Below are 22,446 nucleotides of genomic sequence, written 5' to 3' on the forward strand. Positions count from 1 at the left end.
CCCATGACCCCACCCCAGCGGCCGGCGCCTGCCGGTGGTATCGGAAGCTCCGTCCGGCGCCACGAGGACCCTCCGCTGCTGGCCGGAAGGGCCCGCTACGTAGCCGATGTCCGCCTTCCGGGCATGCTCACCATGGTGGTGGTCAGGGCGCCCGTCGCCCACGGCACACTCCGGAACATCGACTGCTCCGAGGCGCGCCGGCTGCCGGGAGTGGAGGCGGTGTTCACCGCTGAAGATTTGAGCGAGTCGCTCGGAGGCATTCCCAGGATCCCGCCCCGGGTCTCGTTCGACGAGACAGTGACCCCCTACCTGCAACCGATCATCGCCCACGACCGGGTGCGCTATGTCGGCGAGCCGATGGCCGTGGTGGTGGCCCGGGATCGGTACGTGGCGGAGGACGGCGCCGATCTGGTGTTCGCGGACATCGACGCCCGCCCACCGATGTTGCATACCGGCGCAGAGGACCGGCCCGATCGACGCCTGTTCGACTCGGAGAACCTGGTCACCACCCTGAAAGCCCGCTTCGGCGACCCGAAACAGGCCTTTGAGGAGGCGGAGGTGGTGGTCGAAGCCGAACTGGGCATCGGCCGCCACAGCGGCGTCCCGATGGAGACGCGGGGCATGGTGGTCGAGTTCGACCCGGCCGGCGAACGGCTCACCGTCCATGGCGCGACCAAGGTGCCGCACTGGAACATGGCGACCACCGCCGAACTGCTGGGCATGCCTCCAAGTCGCCTGCGCATGCGCGAGACGGCGGTGGGGGGAGGCTTCGGCGTGCGCGGCGAGCTGTACCCCGAGGATGTTCTGGCGGTGTGGGTGGCCGACCGGCTGGGTCGATCCGTAGCTTGGATCGAGGACCGTAGGGAACACCTCCTGACGGCCAACCACTCTCGCGAGCAGCTCCATCGGGCGCGCATCGCCGGTGACCGGGAGGGCCGTATCTCCGCCATCGTATCGGACTTCGACATGGACATGGGCGCCTACGCCCGCACCCATAGCATCCGGGTGGCGGACCTGACACTGTCGATGATCCCCGGCCCCTACGACCTGGAGGCATACCGGGGAACGGCCCGCTGCGTGGTCACCAACAAGACCCCCACCGGTACGTACCGGGCTCCCGGCCGGTTCGAATCCAGCTTCGTGCGGGAGCGGCTCATCGACCTGTACGCCACCGAGATCGGCATGGACCCGGTCGAGGTACGGCGCCGCAACCTGATCAAGCCCGATCAGATCCCGTATTCCCGCCCGCTGTCGTCGACCGGGGAGCCGATGCTCTTCAGCGACGGCGACTTCCCGAGCATCCTCGACGGGCTCGTCGAGTCGTTCGACTGGCAGGCCTTGGAGCGACGCCGTGAAGGGGGAGAGAAGGTGGGGGTCGGCGTGGCGATGTTCATGGAGAAGTCGGGCCTGGGTCCGTGGGAGACCGGCACGGTGGAGGTTGACCCCGACGGTCTGGTCCGGGTCCGATCGGGATGCTCCTCGGTCGGCCAGGGCATCCGCACCGTCCTGGCTCAGATCGTGGCCGACCGGCTCCAACTGGATCACGCCCGGGTACGGGTGGAGCTACTCGACACGGACCGGACCCCCTACGGCATCGGGAGCTATGCCAGCCGATCGACGGTCACCGCCGGTAGCGCGCTCGTGATGGCCTCCGAGGAGGTGATGCGGATCGCAAAGCAGGTAGCGGCCGTGGACTTCGAGGTGGACGAAGGCGACCTGTACTACCGGAATGGCTCCGTCTTCGTGTCCGGGTCGCCCGAGTTCAGCCTGTCGATCTTCGAGGCCGCCGCCCGGCTCCATCCCGTGACAGCCCGCAAGTACGGGAGGTCCGAGCCGGGCCTGGCCGTGGACTCGGTGTTCGAAGTGGAGCGGGTGGTCTACCCGTGCGGCGCCAACCTGGCCGTGGTCCGGGTGGATGCGGAGACGGGCGAGGTTGCGGTCGAGCAGCTGATCCTGTACTACGACCTCGGCAGAGCGATCAACCCGGTGCTGGTGGCGGGGCAGATGGAGGGAGGCGCGATCCAGGCGGTAGGAGGCACGTTGTACGAGCAGTTCGCCTACGACGGGGACGGCAACCCCTTGTGCGGATCGTTCATGGACTACCTGCTGCCCACTCTCGCCGAGACGCCGACCATGACCGCCCTCATCGGCGAGCAGGACCGGACCGCCACCAACCCGCTTGGTATCAAGGGAGCGGGCGAGGGAGGCGTCCCGGGAGTGGCCGCGGCGATCGCAACCGCTATAGAACACGCATTGGGCCGGCCCGGCCTGGCCAGCCGGCTACCTCTGACCCCCGAGAGGGTGCTAGCGGTTCCATCCTACGAGTGACGTGGCACCACCGGGAGCCGGGAAGCCGGAGCAAGAGCGCGAAGACCGCGGCCACGGGCTCCGGCCTATCGGGCCCTCCCCCACGGCCGCCACCTTGGTGTAGAGCGCGTCCCGGCCTGCCCGGGGCGGGGCTGTCTCGACGAGATGTTCCCTCTCACGGTCCGGGCTACGCCTGAGCCAGACCCGCGGCGCGCCGAGGACCGGCGGCGGATCCATTACTACGCTGTCGCCGATATATGAGGTTCGAGTTCGACTCCGGCAAGGACTCTTCGACGATACGCGCCATCTTCGAGGATGACGACGAATCCACGGGAACAAGGCAGGAAGGACCCGGAACACGGATCACCTATTCGGGACAGGAGATAACCTTCGACTACGCGGTGGGATCCATCCATCCCGACCTGCTCGGTCTCCTCTGCCTGATCATCTTCTACCCGTTCATCGGTCGGAGGGTCGTATTCCCCGACCCGGTCTCACCGAGACTGGAGAAGGCCTTCAGAAGGCCCTCCTTCACAAGACAATTCAGCTTCGACAACGTGGACCGTCGTATGGAAAGGTACGTGGGATCGGAGATGGCTCTCTCCTTCGGGGGTGGAATCGACTCCTCCGCCGTCCACAAGATGTTCCCCGAAGCATTCGTAGTGCATGAGGCCCACATCAGGGATGGCTGCCTCGTACCCTCCCATGCTCATCAGATAGTGCAAGACCTGGGTCCGGACCGGGGCCGGGTAGTGACTACGAATCAACGGTACGTCTCGCATCCGGGCGGGTGGCACGGGTGGACCTGCGCGTTTGCCACTTCCTTACTGATGGCAACGGACTACCGGTTCGGAATCATCCTCATGGGGTCGAACCTCGGGGGCACCCTCCTTCACAAAGGGACTCGCTACTACAACCGTTTCAAAGCCAGAAAGTGGCACGGACCGACCGGGAACTTCTGGCAATCGGCATTCGACGACATCGGAATACCCCTCTTCTCACCCGTATCCGGCGCGAGCGAGTACCTCACCATGGCACTCTCGCTCCACCTTGTCCGGTCGGGAAGAGTGGTCTACTGCATGGAGCGGGACGGCAGCGCTTGCCACCGATGCACGAAGTGCATGCGAAGGGATGTGATCCGTACCGTGGTCGATGAAGGACACCACGCCGACTGGGGACGGTACGACCGCAAGGACGTACATGAGTTCCTCGAGCGCGAGCCCCTGTACCAAGGCTACGTCTTCTCCTTCGCCCGCGATCGCGTGAGTACCCTGCCTCACTTCATGACATCCAGACTCGGGGACCTTCCATCGATCGAACTGGACTGGCCCATGAGGATCCATCCACGCACTTTCCGCCTCTGTGACAAGGCTTGGAGACCGATGATCCGCAGGAGAGTCCTCGGACATGTGGAACCGATGACACGAAGGCATGTGTCCGAGATGAAGAAGTGGGACGTGATGCAGCCCCAGCCGTCGCGCCGCTCCTGGATGGGACTGGGATTTCCTGGCTCCAACCCTTCCCGGCAGGGAGACTGAACCCCGGAGCGGGCCACGGAGAGGGCGGGTCCTACCAGGAACTAGTCGGCGACCGCGCCATCAACGGTTTACCTGGCCTCGCGGAGTCTCCGGGTCGCCTCCAGGTCGAGGCGGTAGTGGTCGGGGAGCCGCACCAACTGGTCGTCCTCGCCGAGGTACTCCACCACCACGCCGTAGTCGCGCCTCGCCGCCTCCACGGAGACGTAGCCCTCGATCACATCCCACAGGACCGCCTCGGGATCCCGGGTGAACGGATCTCCGTAACCGCCGCCGCCCGGCAGGTTGAGTTGGACGCGGCTGGCCGGGTCGAGCACCAGCAGGCGTTTCGGCTGAGCTTCCGTGGCGCCGTCGATCCGGAACTCGCCGGCCCCGCCATACCCTCCACCCAGCAGCCCCTCGGGCGGGTAGGAGATGCGGTCGACCATGCCCGAGACCGTCCATGGCTCGTCGGTGCGACAGCTCATCTCGGTCCACTGGCCCAGCCCACCTCTGAACCTGCCCGCTCCGCCGGAGTCGGTTCGTAGTTCCCGCCGGTGCTGGACCATCGACGTGAGGGTCTCCACGGACTCGGCCGGCACCCCCGCCACGCCGCTCGGGAAGCCGGTCGTGTTGAGGCCGTCCTTGGCCGCCCGCGCCCCAGCCCCGCCGCACTGGAACAGGCTGAAGGTGAACCGGTCGTTCGACCGCCGGGGCCGCCCCCGCCAGATCGAGATCCAGATCGGGTCGGAACCGGGTGCCATGAGCCGGTCGGGCAGAGCCTCCGCCAGCGCCCCGAACACGACCCCGGGCAGGAAATGGCCGATGATGTGCCGGGAGGCCACCGCGGCCGGCTCCAGGCAGTTGAGGATCGACCCGGGAGGGGCCGACACGTGCACCGGACGGAAGGCCCCGTCGTTGTGCGGAACATCGGGGCTGATGGCCGCCTTCATCGCGAACGAGGCGTATGCGTGGGTGTAGTTGAAGACCACGTTGATGCCCCGGACGCTCTCCGGCGACGAGCCGGCGAAGTCGATGAGGATGTCCTCGTCCTCGATGGTCACTCTCGCCTTGATCAGGATCGGTTCCTCGAATCCATCGCTCCAGGTCTCGTGCTCGTGGACGCCGTTGGGAATCTCTCGGATGGCGCCGCGCATCGCCTCCTCCGAGCGGCTGATGATCTCGTGGGAGAGAGGATCGATCGAGTCGAGATCGAACTCGTCCATGAAGCCGAGCAGCGCCCGGGCGCCGACATCGTTGCAGGAGGTCTGGGCATACAGATCGCCCACCGTCTCGTCAGGGGTGCGGACGTTGGCACGGACGATGGAGATCAGATCCTGGTTGATGGCGCCCCGGTCGTACAGCTTCATGATGGGGATGCGCAGACCCTCCTCGTACACCTCCCGGGCCTCGGCTGACAGGATCCGCCCGCCGATGTCGGCCGCGTGGCAGGTGTTGGCGAAGTAGGCAACCTCGATGCCGTTCTTGAAGACCGGCGTCAACACCGTTATGTCATTGATCTGGCCCGCGGTCATCCAGGGATCGTTGGTGATCAACACGTCGCCGGGGTTCAGCGTGCCGGGGGGGTACTGCTTCAGGAAGTGGCGCACGCCGGTGGCCATGGCGTTGATGTGCCCGGGGGTCCCGGTGACCGACTGGGCCATCATCCAACCGTTGGTGTCGAAGACCCCGCAGGCGAGGTCCTGGGTCTCTCGCACGATGGTGCTGAAGGCCGTCCGCTGCAAGGCCACCTGCTGCTCGTTGACGACCGACAGCACCCGGCTCCAGAGCACCTCGATGAGAACCGGATCCAAGCGCGTCCGGGTGGTCATGCTCCCCCTCCCAGCGAGACGACGATGTTGAACCGGTCGTCCACGTGCACCAGGCCACCCGGCCCGATGATGGCCGTGGACTCCCGCTCCTCGATGATCGCGGGTCCGGCCATGGTCGAGCCGGGACCAAGCCGGTAGCGGTCGTAGACCGGCGTGGTGACGAATCCCCCCGCCGACGGGAAGAAGGCCGGGCGTTCACCCTTGCGGGCCGCCTCCGCATCGCCGGTCACGTCCTCCCTGACCGCCTCGACAGACATGGGCCGTGGCCCCCGGCTCACCACCCGCCAGGTGAGTGCCTCCAGCCCGACCGGAGGCCCCTCCCGGCCGTAGAGGCTCTGGTAGACCCGGTCGAACTCCTCGTATATCGTCGGGCGCTGGCGGACCGTCAGCGTCCCGTCGGGGATCGGAACCCGTATCTCGTGGCCCTGGCCCACGTAGCGAATGTCAGCTGTCCTGGTGTGAGTGATCTCGTCCGGGCCGGCACCCGACTCGACCAGAAGGTCGGTCCCCTCCCGCTCCATCTCCTCGAAGATGCCGTTCACCTCACCCCAATCCAGCTCGTCCAGCCTTCCGTAGTAGGACCGCACGAAGTCGAAGGCGAGCGGCGCCACCAGGAGCCCCATGGCGCTGGTAACCCCGGCGCCGTAGGGCAGCACCAACTCGGTGCTACCGAGCAGCTCGGCGACACCGTAGCCATGGACCGGTCCGGCGCCTCCGAAGGCGACCACCGGCAGGGCTCTAGGGTTCTTCCCCCGCTCCACGACGTGGACCCGGGCGGCGTTGGCCATGGCCTCGTTCACGACCTGGTGAACCCCCCAGGCGGCCTCGGGCACCGACATCCCCAGCCGATCGCCGATTCTTCGAGCGATGGAGGCCTCGGCGGCGCCCACATCCAGATTCATGGCGCCGCCGAGGAAGTAATCGGGGTCCAGATAGCCGAGAACGAGATCTGCGTCCGTGACCGTGGGAGAGATCCCGCCCCGGGAGTAACAGACCGGTCCGGGATCGGCGCCTGCCGAATCAGGACCCACCTTCAGTAGCCCCAGGGAGTCGACCCGGGCGATGGACCCCCCGCCCGCACCGATCTCGATCATCTCTATGACCGGAACCTTCACCGGCAGACCGGAGCCCTTCTTGAAGCGGTAGCGGCGGTCCACCTCGAAGTCGTGGGTGACGAGCGGCTCGCCGCCGTCCACCACGCTGAGTTTGGCGGTGGTACCCCCCATGTCGAAGGACAGCAGCGAGTCACGGCCCATGGCCGTCCCTACCGCCGCCGCCGCCAGCGCTCCGGCGGCCGGGCCGGACTCGAGGAGACGGATCGGGAACCGGACGCAGGTGTCGAGGGTGGCCACACCGCCGCTCGATAGCATCACGAACAGCTGCCCTTCGAAGCCGATCCTCTCCAAGCGGCGGCGGAGTCCGTGCAGATAATCCTCGACCAGCGGCTGGACATAGACATTGGCAATAGTCGTTGAGGCGCGCTCGAACTCGCCGATCTCGGGAACGACCTCCGATGAGATCGAGACCCGCATCTCCGGCGCGTTTCCCTTGACCACGCCGCGGGCCCGTTCCTCGGACTCGGGATTGGCGAAGGAGTGGAGGAAGCAGATGGCCACCGCATCCACGCCGGCGGCAGACAATTCACCGACCAGGCGCTCCACGTAGTCCTCGTCGAGTTCGGTGGCCTGCGTGCCGTCTGTCAAGGTTCGCTCCGGCACGTCGAAACGGAGATGGCGGGGCACCAGCGGCGTGGGGTGCTCTAGATTCAGGTCGTACAGTTCGTAGCGATGCTCGCGGCCGATCTCTATGGAGTCCCTGAACCCCGAGGTGGTGAGCAAGGCTGTGCGGGCGCCCTTTCGCTCGATGATGGCATTGGTGACCAGGGTGGTCCCGTGGACAAGATGGCGGACCGAGGCGCCGGAGTACCCGGAACGATCGAGCGCCTGTGCCAGCACCTCCTCGACGCCGCGTGACGGATCCGGGGTGGTGAGCACCTTGCCGATCTCGACCTGACCGGCATGGCCGGTCATCATCAGATCGGTGAAGGTGCCCCCGATATCGACACCGATTCGCAACTCGTTACCTATTGATCCAACCATTCGACGCCTTGAGAAGCCTTAAATTCGAGGTACTGCCAACTGTAGAACCGGTTTAACAATGACATGATGTCAGAATAGGTTACCGACTCTGACATCCTCACCTAGTATATCTTCCGGCCCGCATCCCCAGCAACGTCACTGGCCCGGCGCAGGCACCGGGCCGGCATCTTCGATCCCTTTAGACTCGATGCGCGCCAGCCCCCGAGGCCTGGTCCTTCTCGTCGTCCCGCCGCCCGGACTGGGTATGGTCAGAACACAGACGATGATTCCCGGGTTACCGACAAAGCCACTCGCCTCTTCTCGCCCGATCAGGTTCTACAAGACGGCGATTCTCCTGTCCGTCACGGCCGCTGCGATGTTCGCGTCGTCCGGGGCGGCCGCGCAGTCCGACGAGCCCGAGAAACCGGCCCGACCGGTGAATGTCCGCATAGTCAGGCAGACGGACGGATCGGTGACCGTGGGGTGGGACGTGCCGGAGGGCCGGCCAAAAGCAGACGGTTACCTGGTCATTTACCGCCTGGCCGCGCCTGAGGCCGGTACGCAACCGGTGGATGCACGATGGTGGGCCTACCAGCACGAGAGTGAAGTGGGTCCGGACAACCGGCAGGCTCGAGTGCCGTACCTGACCAACGGCGTCTGGTATGAACTGGCCGTAATCGCGGAATACGGTGACGGCAAAGGAGTATGGTCCGGCGCCTCCGTGCTGGCTCGGCCGGGCGAGGCGGCACCCGAGGTACGGCCACCAACCGGTCCTGCCGCAACAACGGTGAGCGCAGAAGAACCCGGCTCGGTGACGGTGGAATGGGAACCCCCTGCTGATGATGGCGGCTCTCCGATAACCGGCTACGAGGTCTGGTACGTGCTCGAAGAGGATCGGTCGTCTCAGGACTCCGGGGAAGCCGACGAGGTGCGGTGGGCGAGGGCAGGAGACACCCTGGGCCCGGATGCACGCGGACACCGAATCGCCGGCCTCGTCGACTACCGGCGGTACAACGTGATAGTTGCCGCGGTCAACGAGGCCGGGCGCGGGCTGTTCTCATCCGTATGGGGGACTGCCAACCGTGACGACCTCGACCCGCTGGGTTTGATCGCCGATCACCGCTTTGCCAGGGCGTACTCGTTGGGAACCGACACCTGGGAAGTGTGGGTCTGCGACGTGGCGGACGGCCGCCTGCCGGTTGATGCGGCGGATGTCGCCGGACTGCTGAACCGGGAGATCACCCCGTATTTCTCCTGGCTGTCCGGCGGCCGGCACCGACCCGAGTATAGCCGGCGGCGTCGTGGAGCCCGACCCAACTCACGAATCACAGGGAGCCGGCGGCTACGAATGCGACGAAGGGGTGGCAGAAGCCTCCCAAGGCGGTACCCAGGGTGCGGTCATCGTTCTCGACAAGGACCAGGTCGTCAGCTCGGGAGGCGCCGGCCGGCGACACAGTTCCGATGTCGATGGCACGTTGACGGTGTCGGCCGGGACGTTCCCCGACAACAGCCGTTCCATCCGGCTGTCTGCGGAGTCCGTGCTGCCCGTCTCGGCTTACTGCTCCGACTGCCGATACCCGGACCATATCTACCTGGATGTCGTGGCTCATGAGCTGGGTCACGCGTTGGACTGGCCCCACTCGTTCGGCGGCAACCGCCCGGAGACCCATGAAGCGCTCCTCGAGGCCGACATATATATCGATGAGTACGACAACCCGATGGACATCGTCAGTGGCAGCCCACAAGGGTGGGAGCTACAAAGGAACGGGCTGGTAGCCGGCACCATTGCGGTCAACAGGTACGCGGCGGGATGGATCGAAGCCGACGATGTGGCCGTCCACGAGGATGGCATCGGCAGTTACGTTCTGGCGCCGATCGGCATCTCCGGCACCCAGATGCTGGTGCTGCCGACCGGCGATTCCGGTCACTTCATCTCAATGGGTGCTCGGGTGGCCTCGGGTTACGACGCCGGCATCCCTGCCGAAGGCGTCGAGGTCTATCTCATCGACCAGCGCGCCTCGGCTTGCAGCCCCGAGTCCCCACCGGCGAACCCGGACCGGCTCGCATGCGCCGGAGCCGACCGGCGAACCCGGCAGGTCCCGCCGCCCCCCGACAATGATCAAGAGATCTTCGAACTGACCCACCATGTATACGGTCCGGGTGATCAACTGACCGTCGAGGGAATCCGGGTCGAGGTCACCGAACGGGTCGGGGACAGGTTCCGGGTATGGGTCGGCAACCCGTATGTCGGGACGTTCGCGGACGACGAGAACAACCCACACGAGGAGAGCATCGAATTCCTGGCCAACCGGGGCATCACCGACGGTTGCGAACCCGACCTCAAGCTGTACTGCCCTGACCAGCCCGTCACGCGCTCCCAGATGGCCACGTTCCTGATACTCGCCCTGGGCGAGACCGGCGCCTCGACATCGGGACCGTCGCGCTTCACCGACGTGCCCGCCGACTCCTGGTACAGGCCCTACGTGGAACGCCTGGCCGAACTCGAGATCAGCGTCGGACACCCCGACGGAACCTTCCGACCGCAGGAACCCGTGACGCGAGCCCACATGCCTTGTTCCTTACCCGCGCCTTCGACGGCCTGGCCCCGGTGGAAGCACCCACCGGCGCCTTCGACGACGTGCCCGCCGACGTGTCGTACGCCGCCGCGGTGGAGGGCATCCTGGCCGCCGGCGTTACCCAAGGTTGCCAGAAGACACCGGTCCGCAACTACTGCCCGTACGAACCCGTACGCCGCGACCATCTCGCCACGTTCCTTGCCCGTGCTATTCAGGCTTCCCTCTGATCGGGGCCCGGCACGCCTCGGTTCCTCCGCAGATGCCTCAGGTATGGCCGAGGGCTTCGTAGAATCTGCGGCCTATGGACTCCGCTGACGAAGCGTCATCACCGCACAGCACCGAGGAGAGAGACGACCTAGCAGGCCGCCCAGCCCGGAATCTTGGGCCTTCCGGGTTCCGGGTCGCTCTGGGTTCTGCACTGCTGGCAGCCGCCGCCACTACTACGGCCCTATGGCTGGCAGGCGCCTTCGATCGCGAGATCGTACGGATCACCGAGGTCGTCGAGGTGCGTGAGGTTGTCGAGAGCGCAGCCCCACCCCAGACTCCGGCTCAGCCCGAGCCGGCCACCGCTGCGACCGGGCCGCCGCCGATCGAGGCGACCGCTTCGACCCTGACCGCACCCGGACCCCCTCCATCCGACGGCGTAACCGGGACCACGGTTCCCGTGTTCGCTCCCGCAGACCTCGTGGCCGTCGTCGCCTCCCAGGCCATCCCCTCGATCGTGACGGTCCAGAACCTCGACGAGGAACTCCGCCGCGCCGGTTCGGGAAGCGGCGTGGTGATCAGCTCCGACGGCTTCATAATCACCAACCACCACGTGATCGACGGCGCCGAAACCCTGAAGGTGATCATGTCGGACGGGTTGTCCTACCCGGCGGAGCTGGTCGGTAGCGATCCCCTCATGGACATCGCCGTGCTGAAGGTCGAGGCCGGCGGCCTCCCGTACATACGATTCGGTTCGATGGAAGGCCTGCGTACCGGCGAACCTGCCATCGCGGTGGGCAATCCCCTGGGACTCGATGGCGGCCCATCCGTGACCGCAGGAGTGATCTCTGCGTTCGACCGGAGCCTGGTGACCAATCCCCTCACCGGCGACAGCCTGTACGGGCTGCTGCAAACCGACGCTCCCATAACCCGCGGATCGAGTGGAGGCGCCCTACTGGACGTTCATGGTCGCCTCCTCGGCATCACCACCGCCATAGGGCTCAGCGACGTGGGCGCCGAGGGCCTGGGATTCGCGGTTCCCATCAACCTGGTGGAGGGCATCGTCGCCGATCTCATGTCGCGGGGAGAGGTTCGGCACGCCTTCCTGGGCATCAGAGGCAGTTCGGCCTTCAGCGAACTCGCGGATGGCGTGGAGTCCCCGCTCGGCGTTGAGATAACCATCTTGGAGGAGTCCGCGATCGGAGACGCCGGCGCAGAGGATGGCGACGTGATCGTGGCGCTGGACGGTCTCGCCGTGAGGTCGATGCCCCAGTTGGTGGCGGTGCTGAGAAGCTACCGGGCGGACGACGCGGTAACCGTGACCGTGCAGAGAGGTGAGGAGAAGCTCGACATCGACCTGACACTGGCTCGGTTTCCGTCGTGACACCACCGTGACACTCGGTCGAACACCGAGGCGCCGCGGGCGCTACCAAACCCATGACCCAGCGGTTCGGACGGAGCGGTGTGCCGGCAGGTCACCGACGCCGTCGGCTCTTCCCGGCTCTCAGAAGCCCGGTCCGAGACACACACCGATGGGGCAGCCTGTGAACGAGCATCGACTGCGGGCATGAGCACCGTCGAACGGATGCCGCCGGGTCATCCATCCGGTCCCCGGACCATGAGGGCGGCTCTGCTACTGGGAGTGGGCGGGCCGGAGATGCTGGAAGTACGGGACGATGTGCCCGTACTGGAGGTGGCGCCCGGCGAGGTGCTGGTGCGGGTTGCTGCCTGCGGTGTGAACAACACCGACATCAACACCCGGGTGGGTTGGTACAGCCGCTCCGTCACCACCGCCACCACCGGGTCCGCATACAGAGAGGCCGCTTCCCACGACGCCGGCTGGAGTCGTGGAGGACTGACTTACCCGCGTATCCAGGGGGCTGATGTAGTGGGAGCGGTGACCGACGTCGGGAGAGGTGTCCCAGACGATCTCATCGGACACCGCGTCCTGGTCGACCCCTGGCTGCGCGCCGGTCACCACTCCAAGGACACACAAGCGGCCGGATATCTGGGAAGCGAACGCGACGGCGGGTTCGCCGAGTATTGCTCGGTGCCGCGCGAGAACGTCCACCCGGTTGCCAGTGGTCTCTCCGACGTGGAGTTGGCCACGTTCGCGTGCTCATGGTCCACGGCAGAGCACATGCTGCAAAGGGTCGCCCTGAGGAGTGGCGAGACGATAGCCGTGCCCGGCGCCTCCGGCGGGGTGGGAAGCGCCCTCATACAACTGGCCAAGCTCCGGGATGCCCGGGTGGTCGCCGTTACAAGCGCGGCCAAGCTCGACGATGTGGCCGCCCTCGGTGCGGACCGGGTCGTGACCCGGCATGGCGACCGGGTCCCGCAAGACGCGATGGAGGCCAACGGAGGCCTGTTTCATGCGGTGGCCGACGTGGTGGGCGGTCCCGACTTCGGAGGATGGCTGGAGGCATTGCGCCGAGGGGGCCGGTACGTGACCTCCGGGGCGATTGCCGGGCCGATGGTGGAACTCGATCTGCGGACCCTGTACCTAAAGGACCTCACCCTGCACGGCGCCACCGTCTACGAGCCGAAGGTCTTCTCGGACCTGGTCGGACACATCGAGGGAGGGCGGGTCCGGGCGGTCGTCGGTGGCGTGTACCGGTTGGAGGACATACATTCCGCGCAGGAGGCGTTTCTGGCCAAGCGCCACATCGGCAGTCTGGTAATCACCATTTGAGTCTTCCAACCCCAGGGATGATGATGCTGCCGAGACGAGGAACGGATGCCCTTTGGTTGACGTCGACGTAGCGGTCCGGGCAGGTGCGCTGCTCGGCGAGTGCCCGTTATGGGACCCGGAGGAGTCGGTGCTCTACTGGGTGGACATCGATGGCCGGCTGGTACACCGGTACGACCCCGGAACCGGTGTCGATGAGACCAGAGGCGTTCCGGGCCGTCCCGGATCGCTCGTCCGCACGGGGCGACCGGGCCGGTTGCTCGTAGCCGCCGAGAACGAGTTGGTCTGGTTCGACTGGGAGACCGGCGCCACCACGCGGTGGGTGGTCCTCGAACCCCCCGGAACCGGGAACCGGCTGAACGACGGGCGCACCGATCCGGTCGGTCGCTACTGGGTCGGTTCTATGTACGACCGGCCGGCGGACCGGCGCTTCACCGGGCAGCTGTACCGGATCGAGGGAGACGGGTCCTTCCGCGTCATCCGGCGTGAGGTGGGGATTCCTAATGCCCTGGCTTTCGACCCCGAACGCCGCCGCATGTTCTTCGCGGACACCCCGCACTCCACGATCTGGGCCTACGACTACAACCTCGACACCGGGACGGCTCGCAACGAGACCGTGTTCGTGGAGTTCTCGAGCCTGCCGGGACGGCCGGACGGAGCCTGCATCGACTCCGAGGGCTGCCTGTGGGTCGCTGCCGTGCACGGCCGGGCGGTCCTGCGGTTCACCCCCGACGGGCGCCTTGACCGGCGGATCGACCTGCCTGTGGCGATGCCCACCATGCCCGCCTTCGGAGGCGATGATCTCGGGACGCTGTTCGTCACCTCCATCGGCGGGGGAGCCAGCCGACCGAAACCTCAAGGCCAGCCCGAGGCCGGGGACCTGTTCGCGATCGACACCGGCGTAACAGGCGTTCCAGATACACCGTTCGCAGGTGCCTGAGCAGCTTGGCAGTGGGCAGTGGGCAGTGGGCAGTGGGTGTTGTAACCCGGGGACGGTTAGGACAACCCACGCTGGAGGGCCCACGGAAGTTGAACACTGCCGGGTCGCCTACCGGCAACTAGAGCGATCGGCCACTACAACCAGGAACTGATCACCTAGTCGAGGGTGGTGTCCCGCGTGATGGTCTGCCAGCGCCGGCAGCCTCCGGCGTGGAACCAGCGCTCCACCTTGACACCCTCTGTGTTGCTCATCATGAAGCCGCGGTCGACATCCAGCTCGTCGGCTTCGGTCACGCAGTCGGGAGGGTCGGGAACCTCGCCGTACGCCCACTCGTCGGCCGGGCGAGGGCCGCAGTGCGGGCAGTCGAGACGCAGGACCATCAGTGGGTTGTCCCCGTCGACCCGGGGTCGAACATCAGCCGGTCCTGCTTGAAGCGGTCCAGGGAGAAAGGGGCGATCAGCTCGGGCGTGCGGTCCGTGGCTATGAGTTCCGCCATCTGCTCGCCGCCGGCGGGGATTCCCTTGAATCCCCCCGTTCCCCATCCGGTCGTGACGAGGAAGCCTTCCACGCCCGTGTATCCCATGATCGGGGACATGTCGACCGACATGTCACAGATACCGGCCCACTGGCGCAGGATCGTCAGACTCCTCAGGAACGGGAGAAGGGTGACCGCGGGGAGCGAGCAGTACGACAGGAACTCGTAGCTGGAACGGTACGAGTAGCTGGGCTGGGTGTCGATGCGGGAACCCAGGAGCATCTCCCCTCTCGGCGTCTGGCTGACGTAGAAGCCCATCTCGGCCGAGGCCACGATGGGGCGGAAGGAGCGGGCGTAGTGGTTGGTGACGAACGCCTGGAGGGGATGGGTACGGATCGGGAGCCGTACCCCTGCCATGGCCGCCAGGGTCGACACATGGCCCCCCACCGCGCTAACAACGACCCCGGCCGCCACCGGTCCCTGGTCGGTCATGACACCCGTGACCCGGTCCCCGGCTTTGAGCAGGCCGGTCACCGCGGTCCGCTGGTGGACGTGGACGCCCAGCTTCATGGCGCCCTCCGCCAGCGCCCACACCACCCGATCATGGCGCGCTGTCGCGGCGTGGGGGCTGTACGAACCCCCCATGACCCGGTACTCGCCTCCGCCCGCGTTCAGGTCCACGTCCGGACAGATCTCGCCAACCTCCTCCGGCGTCACGTACACCGTGTCGGCACCGAAGGCCTGGTTGACGATGGACCGGGCCCGCTCGTTGCGGGTACCGGGAACCCCGTGAACCAACCAAAGGAGGCCCTTGCGGTCGTGCATGATCCAGCGCCCGGTCTCCTCCTCCAACCTGGAGTAGAGATCAACGCTCCGCTGGTAGAAGCGAACCGCCTCCGGGATGCTGTAGTTCGCCCTGATAATGGTGGTGTTACGACCGGAGTTGCCCGACCCGATGTAACCGCGTTCCAGCACAGCCACGTTCGTTATCCCGTGGCGGGTGGCCAGGTGATAGGCGGTGGACAGACCGTGCCCGCCCCCGCCCACGATCACGACGTCGTAGGACGATCGCAGGTCCTCCCATCCGAACGCGACTTGGGCTTCGATGAAATCGTTCACTACTGCCGTTCCCCCAAACCGAGACGCTCCTCCAGGTGGTGCGCCAATACAGCAGGAACCAGGACCCGAACCCCGCCCCTTTCGAACAGCATCTTGACCGGTATGCCGGCCAGGTGCCCCTGGGCGAACGCCGGGTCGTGCCGCGGGAACTCCCAGGCCGAGACGCCCTGCAACCGGGGCAGCTCGGAGCCGGCGAACCACGCCGCCGAGAAGCCCGACTCGGGCTCGATGATGGCGTAGGGGTCGGCAACATCGACGCGCTCCAGGGGCGGTATCACGAGCAGGTCGTCCGGCGCGAGACGCACCAGGTACCCGCCATCCGGAGACTCGACCTCGTCAAGCGCCCTAGGGGCGGCGGCGATCCTGGTGGCGTCCAGCCGCTGGAAGCGGTCAGGCGCGGACACGCAAACCCTCTCGGTCGTAGAAAGGCACGGCCACCCTCCGGGCCGGGCGCCCATCGATCAGGACGTCATCGGCGAACCCCCCGTCCCGGGCGTTCATCCAGGCCAGCATCACGGAGCGGCCCAGTACCCGGGACCAGGCACTGGAGGTCACGAACCCTGCATAAGCGCCCTCCACGCGCAGGATGGCGCCCTGGGGCGGCGGGGTGCCGTCCATCTCCAGGCCCACCAGCAACCTGTCCAGGTCCATCCGCGAGGTCCGGGCCACCGCGCGCCGACCCACGAAGTCCTCCTTGTCCATCCGGACCGCCCAGCCGTGGCCCAGCCGGCGAGGTGTGGAGTCGGGCAGGCTGTCCACCCCCACCAGGATGTGGCCCTTCTCCAGCCGCAGCTCCTCCAGCACCTCGATACCGTGCGGCCACACGTCAAGGTCCGCGCCGGACTCCAACAAAGCACGCCAGAGCTCTCGCGATCGACTCGCCTGGTGGTGGAGCTCGTAGGAGATCTCGCCGGTGAAGCTCATCCTCATCACCCGGCAGGCAACACCCGCCACCTCCATGTCCGCATGACCCATGAAGGACGGCAGCCGATCAGTGGCGCCGAGCCTGGAGAGGAGGTCACCGGACCGGGGTCCGGTCACGTTGATCGCCCCCCAGGACGCGGTGCGGTCCAGGATCCTCACGTCCATCCCCCAGCCCTCCGCCCAGTCCCGCAGCCACATCTCGAAGTAGCCCGCGCCGGCCGAGGTGGAGGTGAGCAGGAACCGGTTGGCGTCCGCGCGGCACACCAGCCCGTCATCGAACACGTAGCCACGCTCATCGAGAACCAGGACGTACTTGGCGCGGCCTGGGCGGAGCGGGGCGATGGTCGCCGGGTAGATACGCTCCAGGAACCCTTCCGCGTCGGGGCCCGACACCAGCACCTTCCCCAGGGTGCTCACGTCGCAGATCGAGACCCCGGACCGGACCGCCCAGTACTCGCGGTCGGCGTCTCCGTAGGTCCATGGCCTCAACCAGCCCCCGGACCGTTCCATGCTCGCTCCCAGCGCGAGATGCTCCTCGTGGAGAGCGGTCCGCCGGTCGGCGTGGTGGTACCAGCCCGCCGCGGCCTCGCCCATGGTGATCTGGGTGACCACCGGACGAGCGGTGAACGACGGGGGCAGTTCCTGACCTCCGGCGGCTACGAAGCTGCGCACGTGCGGCATGCAGACCGCCCCCTGGCACGGGCCCGTGCCGGCCAGCGTGGACCGCTTGATCAACTCCAACTCGTGGAAACCGCGATCCCACACCGACCGAAGGTCGTCCACCGTTACATCGGAGCACGGGCAGACGACGCCCGCCTCGGGCACGGGCGGCCGGTCAAGATGTCCGGCGGCGCTGCCGACCGAGCGCACTCCCGGCAAGCCCTGGGCCATCCGGGCGAGCGTGTCCCGAGGACCGGATCCGAGACCGACCACGGCGGTATCGCAGGGATAGGTGCGTTCGACGCCGCTGTTGTCATCGACGGTCACCACCCGCTGCACGGTTCCCTCCCCCTCGAAGCGGACCAACCTGCCGCGGGCCGGCTCGTGCTCGATTCCGTCCGGTGCCACACCGACCGACACCACCCTTCCCAGATGCACTCCCGAAGCTGCCAGACCCTCGGCGGCTCGCTTGGTGAGGATGCCGGCCAGCTGGTTCCCGGGGCAGACCGGCTGCACCTCGACCGATCCGGTCGCCACCACGACCTCCTCGCAGAAGATCCTGGCCATGCCATCGGGGGTTCGGGCCACTACCTCGGGACCGGCGTAGACACCGACCGCTTCCCTTCCGACCCGCGCATCGAGGGTGACCACCCTGCGGCCTGCCCCCTCCGCCTCGGCAGCCACCGCTTTCCCCGAACGGCCCTGGCCGATCACCACGGTGTCGCAATGGATCATCTCGAAGCCGACCGCGCTATCGCGGGTGGACGCTCGGGTCGACGATGGAAGGGACGGGTATCCGTCGGATGGGTGCGACTCGACCCTCAGACCTTCCGCCGCCGGTGTCCGGCAGGCGCGGACATACGACACTCCCCCGACGGTGACCAGGCAGTAGGGGCAATCCCCCTCCGCGCAGAGGCACCCGCGCCACGGCCACAGACCGGCCCGGAGGACAGCGGTCAGAACGGTGTCTCCTTCTTCGAAGGGGACCGGCGTCCCGTCGAAGTCGATCACCGTGCCGGGTACGTCATCGCAGCCCGAGAGGGTAGCCGGAAAGCAGCTCGGCGCCGTGATCCGTCACCAACACCTGCTGCTCCAGCTTGACGCCCTCCCCCCGACCCCACCGACCCACGAAGGACTCGACGCACATCACCATTCCGGCCTCCACCACGCCATCCCAGCCGGACTGGTCCCAGGTGTCGGGATAGACGATCATCGGCCACTCGTCGGCCATTCCCACTCCGTGGAACTGGGTGGTGTAGTGGCGGAACTCCTCCACGTCCGGCACGTAGGTGTCGAAGGTCAGCTCACGGAAGGTGATGCCGGGACGGAGCATCGCCATGTTGTGGTGGATCATCTCCTCAGCCCGCCCGAACACATCGAGCTGGTGGGCATTCGGCGGTCGGTCCCCTGCGATCCACGTTCGCGAGATGTCCACGCACATCCCGAACGGGCCGATCAGGTCGGTGTCGAAGGCCACGAGGTCACCGTCCTCGATCACCCGGGCGGACGCCTCCTGGAACCACGGGTTGGTGCGGGGGCCGGAGGACAGCAGGCGGGTCTCTAGCCACTCTCCACCCCGGCGCACGTTCTCCGAGTGGAGCACAGCCCAGAGCTCCAGCTCAGTGACACCCGGTTCGAGAGCCGCACGCATAGCGTCCAGGGAGCGATCGGTCACTACGGTCGCCGCCCTTATCAGCGTGATCTCCTCGGGGCTCTTGACGGATCGGGCGACCTCCATGACCTCCCCGCCGTTGCGGAGTTCGAGTCCGCGCCCCTCCAGGGCGTGGATGGCGTCGGGACTCGCCCGATCGATAGCGACCCGACGGTTCCCATCACCGTGTTCCTCCACCACGGAGGCCAGTTCGGCGGACCACCGGCGCAGGTTCCGGTCCATCTCGATCCCGGACAACTCGTACATCCACTGGGTGGCGGGCCGTACCTCCTCGACCAGTCGGGCGTGCCCGGCCAGGAAGGCCGCATCGCCGTAGTCGAACAGGATCATGGGACCCTCGGCGCCGACCCAGAGATACCGGCACGGGTTGTGAGCGGTCCAGAGCGACATGTTGGTCGTGTCCGACGCGTAACGGATGTGGACCGGGTCGTAGAGAACGATCCCCGCGTAGTCGAGTTCCCGCAACCGATTTCGCACCCGGTCCAACCGGTAGCGGCGCACCACGTCCAGGTCGGGAAGGACGATCCCGGCGGCCTCTATCTCCGAGAGCGCATCCGGGGGCAGTCCGATAGAGTGCCAGTTGCCGGCTACCGCTCGCCGGTACTCCGCATCACCGCTTCCGCGGGGGCCGATCCGGCTATCGACACGCGGTCCGAACGGGTCACGGCCGGTTGTCATCAGCGGTGGCGGACGTCCGGTCTCACCACTTAGGAGAGACTCCCAACCGGGTCCGGCGACATGACCGTTCCCACCCGTGACCAGCGCCCGTCATCCCTCGGTACCGAGTACACGGGGTCACCCTAGTGACGATGGCCGGATCCGCGATGTACTCGTCGCCGACAATCCGCTCCAGAACATTTGGGCGCATCAGCGCACCCCTGCAGAGGTCCGCACCGGACCGCGGTCATGTTCCGCCAAACAGAAGGTCCTCTGCTGTGCCGCTCAGGATGCGGTGTAGCTCGTCCTCTGTGAGGCCGGCCTGGCCGGCGGCCTGCCGGGCATGGTCGGCGGGGCGGTCGAGGCTCATGGGGAACGGGTAGTCGGTCCCCGCCACGATCCGGGCCGGCTCCACCGTACTCATCAGCAAGGTCAGGGCCCGGGGATCATGGAGGATGGTGTCGTAGTAGAAGCACTCCAGGATCGAGTCCGGATGATCGACCGCCCGGTCGAAGCCGGGTGCGTGACGGGAGGCGTGGGCAGCCCGGCCCGCCAGCGTCGGCAGAACGCCGCCTCCGTGGGCGAGCAGTACCCGCAGGTCCGGCCACCTGGTGAAGGTCCCGGCGAAGTACAGGCGGAGGGCCGCCAGCGTGGTCTCGAAGGGGTTGCCGCACACGTTGCCGAGGAAGTGCGGCCCCAGCCGATCTCCGCCCATCACCCGGTAGGGATGGATCAACAGCAGGACACCCAGCGACTCGGCCGCCTCCCACAGGGGCTCCAATCCCGCCGCGTCGAGATCCCTGCCTCCGACCTGGGTGGGTATCGCACCGCCACGGAAGCCGAGCTCTCCCACCGCTCTGGCCAGTTCACGAGCAGCTGCTTCCCCATCGGCGACCGGTAGGGCCGCCAGCGCCCGGAAGCGGGAATCCCCCACGAGATCCGCGGCGCAACCGTCGTTCAGCACCCGGCACCAGGTCTCGGCCGCAACGGGATCGAGATCGTCTCCTGCCACATCCATCCACGGGGACAAGACCTGGAGGTCGATGTCCCGCTCTTCGATCCATAGCGACCGTGCGGCGAGGTCCGTCAACGGCGGGGGAACCGGCCTCGACGGGCCGGACGGAAAGTCGAGAACGCGAGAGTCGGGGTCGAAGGGCACCGGAAGGCCGCCTCGGGCCGCCGATGCGAGCGCAGACGGCGACAGGTAGTGGGCATGCATGTCGATCATGGACATAGCCGGGCGACCCCTATGCAGCCAGGCCGATCAGGAGAGCGACTCGCTGCGCCACGCCACATCACCCCCCACGATGGTCATCACCGGGGCGGTCTCAGCCATCTCGTCGGGCGGGAGCGGGCGCGGATCACTGGGAAGGACGGTGAAATCCGCCAGGTAGCCCGTGGCGATCCTGCCCCGGTCGCCGGACTGCCCGTCCGCCTCGGCCGGCCACGCGGTCATGGTGGCCAAAGCCTCGTCGAATCCCACACCCTCCCCGGCACCCCATACCCGGCCGCTCGCATCGACCCGGGCGGTGGCCGTGGCCATGGCCGCCATGGGAGCGGCGTCGGGGATGACGGGCGTATCCGAGCTATGGACCGGCTTGAGGCCGGCGTCGATCCAGGTGCGGAGCGGGTACATCGCCGCCAACCGCTCCTCGCCCAGCGCGGCGAGGAAGGCGGGCGCCCGGAAGCGCATGAACGACAGCTGCGGCACCGGGATGATCCCCCCCTGCCGCATGAAACGGACGGCGTCGGCCGAGGTGAGGCAGCAATGCTCGATCCGGTGCGAACGGGTCCCGCCCGCCGGAGGGTGGGCTGCCAGGAGACCGGCCACCGTTTCCACCGCGGCATCGCCTATGGCATGGATGCTCATCTGCCATCCGATCCGGGCGCCCTTGCGGATCGTCTCCTCCAACTCCCCGAGGTCGATATGCATGGTGCCGGACGTGCCGGAGTCCGAGTAGGGCTCCAGCATGGCGGCGGTGCGGGGACCGAAGGCGCCGTCGGAGAAGACCTTGGCCCCGCCGACCCGGAAGTTGGGGCCCCCGACGCCGGGACGGAGCCCCAGATCCCCCGCCGCGTCCAGCAACTCGGCCCTGATCATCGACGTGAACCGCAGCCGGAGGGCCCGGCGTTCGCTCATCCGGAGAAAGGCCGCCACCTCCTCACCCCGGTGGGACATGGTGAGCGGGGCGGCATTGGTCACGTAGGCGAAGCCGTGGGACAGGAAGTAGTCGGTGGCGATCTCGATCGCCTGCTCGTCCTCCTCTTCGGACCAGGGGGGCACCACCGGATCCATCAGCGCGCGAGCGCCGTCGAGCAGCTCGCCGGTCGGATCCCCGTGCTCGTCCCGGACTATCTCCCCGTCGGGGGGGTCGGGAGTGCCGGCGCCGATACCGGCCGCGGCGAGGGCGGCGTGGTTGGCCACCCGGCGGTGGAAGTCGAAGCTGTCCAAGACGACACAGCGGCCTCCGGGCAGGTCCAGCTCGGAAGCCGTGGGCGCCCGCCCCTCCGCCAGGCGGGCCGGGTCGTAGCCGCGGCCCTTGATCCACCGGCCGGCCGGGAGCGTCCGGTCGGCGTCCGCCACCCTTCCGGTGATGTCGCCCACCGAGGAGACATCCGACGGCCAGCACGGAACGCCCATCCTGGAGCGCCCGTAGTTGACCGCATGGACATGGCTGTCGGCGAAACCGGGGAAGGCAACTCCCCCGCCGAGGTCGACGACCTCGGCAGTGGCGGCCACCGTGTCCTTTACTTCGTCAAGATCACCCAACCCGCGGATCCTCTGACCGCTGACGGCGA

Annotated in this window: 15 protein-coding genes; 6 read left to right on the forward strand and 9 right to left on the reverse strand. The window is 67.2% G+C overall.

Annotated features, from left to right (window positions below; all coding sequences use genetic code 11):
- The first annotated feature begins 3 nt into the window (after nt 1-3).
- Nucleotides 4-2,328 carry a xanthine dehydrogenase family protein molybdopterin-binding subunit gene (locus OXK16_09230; GenBank protein MDE0376130.1) on the forward strand — a complete coding sequence of 775 codons (2,325 nt, stop codon included), beginning with the start codon at nt 4-6 and terminating at the stop codon, nt 2,326-2,328.
- A gap of 236 nt (nt 2,329-2,564) precedes the next feature.
- Nucleotides 2,565-3,845 (forward strand): DUF6395 domain-containing protein, encoded by a 1,281-nt coding sequence (locus tag OXK16_09235; protein ID MDE0376131.1) that lies wholly within the window; start codon nt 2,565-2,567, stop codon nt 3,843-3,845.
- A gap of 68 nt (nt 3,846-3,913) precedes the next feature.
- On the opposite strand, the gene OXK16_09240 is transcribed toward OXK16_09235, so the two are convergent.
- On the reverse strand, nt 3,914-5,653 hold the full coding sequence (locus OXK16_09240) for a hydantoinase B/oxoprolinase family protein (protein MDE0376132.1): 1,740 nt from the start codon (nt 5,651-5,653) through the stop codon (nt 3,914-3,916).
- On the reverse strand, nt 5,650-7,752 hold the full coding sequence (locus OXK16_09245; GenBank protein ID MDE0376133.1) for a hydantoinase/oxoprolinase family protein: 2,103 nt from the start codon (nt 7,750-7,752) through the stop codon (nt 5,650-5,652). The genes OXK16_09240 and OXK16_09245 overlap by 4 nt, the downstream gene beginning before the upstream one ends.
- A 1,280-nt stretch (nt 7,753-9,032) precedes the next feature.
- Here OXK16_09245 and OXK16_09250 point away from each other — a divergent pair.
- The 4 genes from OXK16_09250 (at nt 9,033) to OXK16_09265 (ending at nt 14,140) form a co-directional block, all read left to right on the forward strand.
- Nucleotides 9,033-10,622: an S-layer homology domain-containing protein gene (locus tag OXK16_09250; protein MDE0376134.1), complete on the forward strand. Its 1,590-nt coding sequence runs from the start codon at nt 9,033-9,035 to the stop codon at nt 10,620-10,622.
- Entirely contained in the window at nt 10,609-11,895 is a 1,287-nt protein-coding gene (locus tag OXK16_09255) for a trypsin-like peptidase domain-containing protein (protein MDE0376135.1), read from the forward strand. The genes OXK16_09250 and OXK16_09255 overlap by 14 nt, the downstream gene beginning before the upstream one ends.
- A 183-nt stretch (nt 11,896-12,078) precedes the next feature.
- Complete coding sequence (locus tag OXK16_09260) at nt 12,079-13,203, forward strand: alcohol dehydrogenase family protein (protein MDE0376136.1); 1,125 nt, start codon at nt 12,079-12,081, stop codon at nt 13,201-13,203.
- Nucleotides 13,204-13,255: 52 nt separating this feature from the next.
- Entirely contained in the window at nt 13,256-14,140 is an 885-nt protein-coding gene (locus OXK16_09265; GenBank protein ID MDE0376137.1) for an SMP-30/gluconolactonase/LRE family protein, read from the forward strand.
- 155 nt (nt 14,141-14,295) lie between these two features.
- Here OXK16_09265 and OXK16_09270 read toward each other — a convergent pair whose 3' ends face one another.
- The 7 genes from OXK16_09270 to OXK16_09300 form a co-directional block, all read right to left on the reverse strand.
- The gene (locus tag OXK16_09270; GenBank protein ID MDE0376138.1) at nt 14,296-14,520 is read right to left on the reverse strand and encodes a sarcosine oxidase subunit delta; all 225 of its coding nucleotides are present in this window, start codon (nt 14,518-14,520) and stop codon (nt 14,296-14,298) included.
- Nucleotides 14,520-15,734 carry an FAD-dependent oxidoreductase gene (locus OXK16_09275; protein MDE0376139.1) on the reverse strand — a complete coding sequence of 405 codons (1,215 nt, stop codon included), beginning with the start codon at nt 15,732-15,734 and terminating at the stop codon, nt 14,520-14,522. The genes OXK16_09270 and OXK16_09275 overlap by 1 nt, the downstream gene beginning before the upstream one ends.
- Nucleotides 15,734-16,138 carry a hypothetical protein gene (locus OXK16_09280; protein ID MDE0376140.1) on the reverse strand — a complete coding sequence of 135 codons (405 nt, stop codon included), beginning with the start codon at nt 16,136-16,138 and terminating at the stop codon, nt 15,734-15,736. Before OXK16_09280 ends, OXK16_09275 begins: the two co-directional genes overlap by 1 nt.
- Entirely contained in the window at nt 16,125-18,329 is a 2,205-nt protein-coding gene (locus OXK16_09285) for a 2Fe-2S iron-sulfur cluster-binding protein (GenBank protein ID MDE0376141.1), read from the reverse strand. The genes OXK16_09280 and OXK16_09285 overlap by 14 nt, the downstream gene beginning before the upstream one ends.
- A gap of 13 nt (nt 18,330-18,342) precedes the next feature.
- Nucleotides 18,343-19,668 carry a Xaa-Pro peptidase family protein gene (locus OXK16_09290; GenBank protein ID MDE0376142.1) on the reverse strand — a complete coding sequence of 442 codons (1,326 nt, stop codon included), beginning with the start codon at nt 19,666-19,668 and terminating at the stop codon, nt 18,343-18,345.
- Between the two features lie 226 nt (nt 19,669-19,894).
- Nucleotides 19,895-20,875 carry an amidohydrolase family protein gene (locus OXK16_09295; GenBank protein ID MDE0376143.1) on the reverse strand — a complete coding sequence of 327 codons (981 nt, stop codon included), beginning with the start codon at nt 20,873-20,875 and terminating at the stop codon, nt 19,895-19,897.
- Nucleotides 20,876-20,911: 36 nt separating this feature from the next.
- Complete coding sequence (locus OXK16_09300; GenBank protein ID MDE0376144.1) at nt 20,912-22,417, reverse strand: amidohydrolase; 1,506 nt, start codon at nt 22,415-22,417, stop codon at nt 20,912-20,914.
- Nucleotides 22,418-22,446: the final 29 nt, after the last annotated feature.

This window comes from bacterium (assembly GCA_028821235.1).
Taxonomy (GTDB): domain Bacteria; phylum Actinomycetota; class Acidimicrobiia; order Spongiisociales; family Spongiisociaceae; genus Spongiisocius.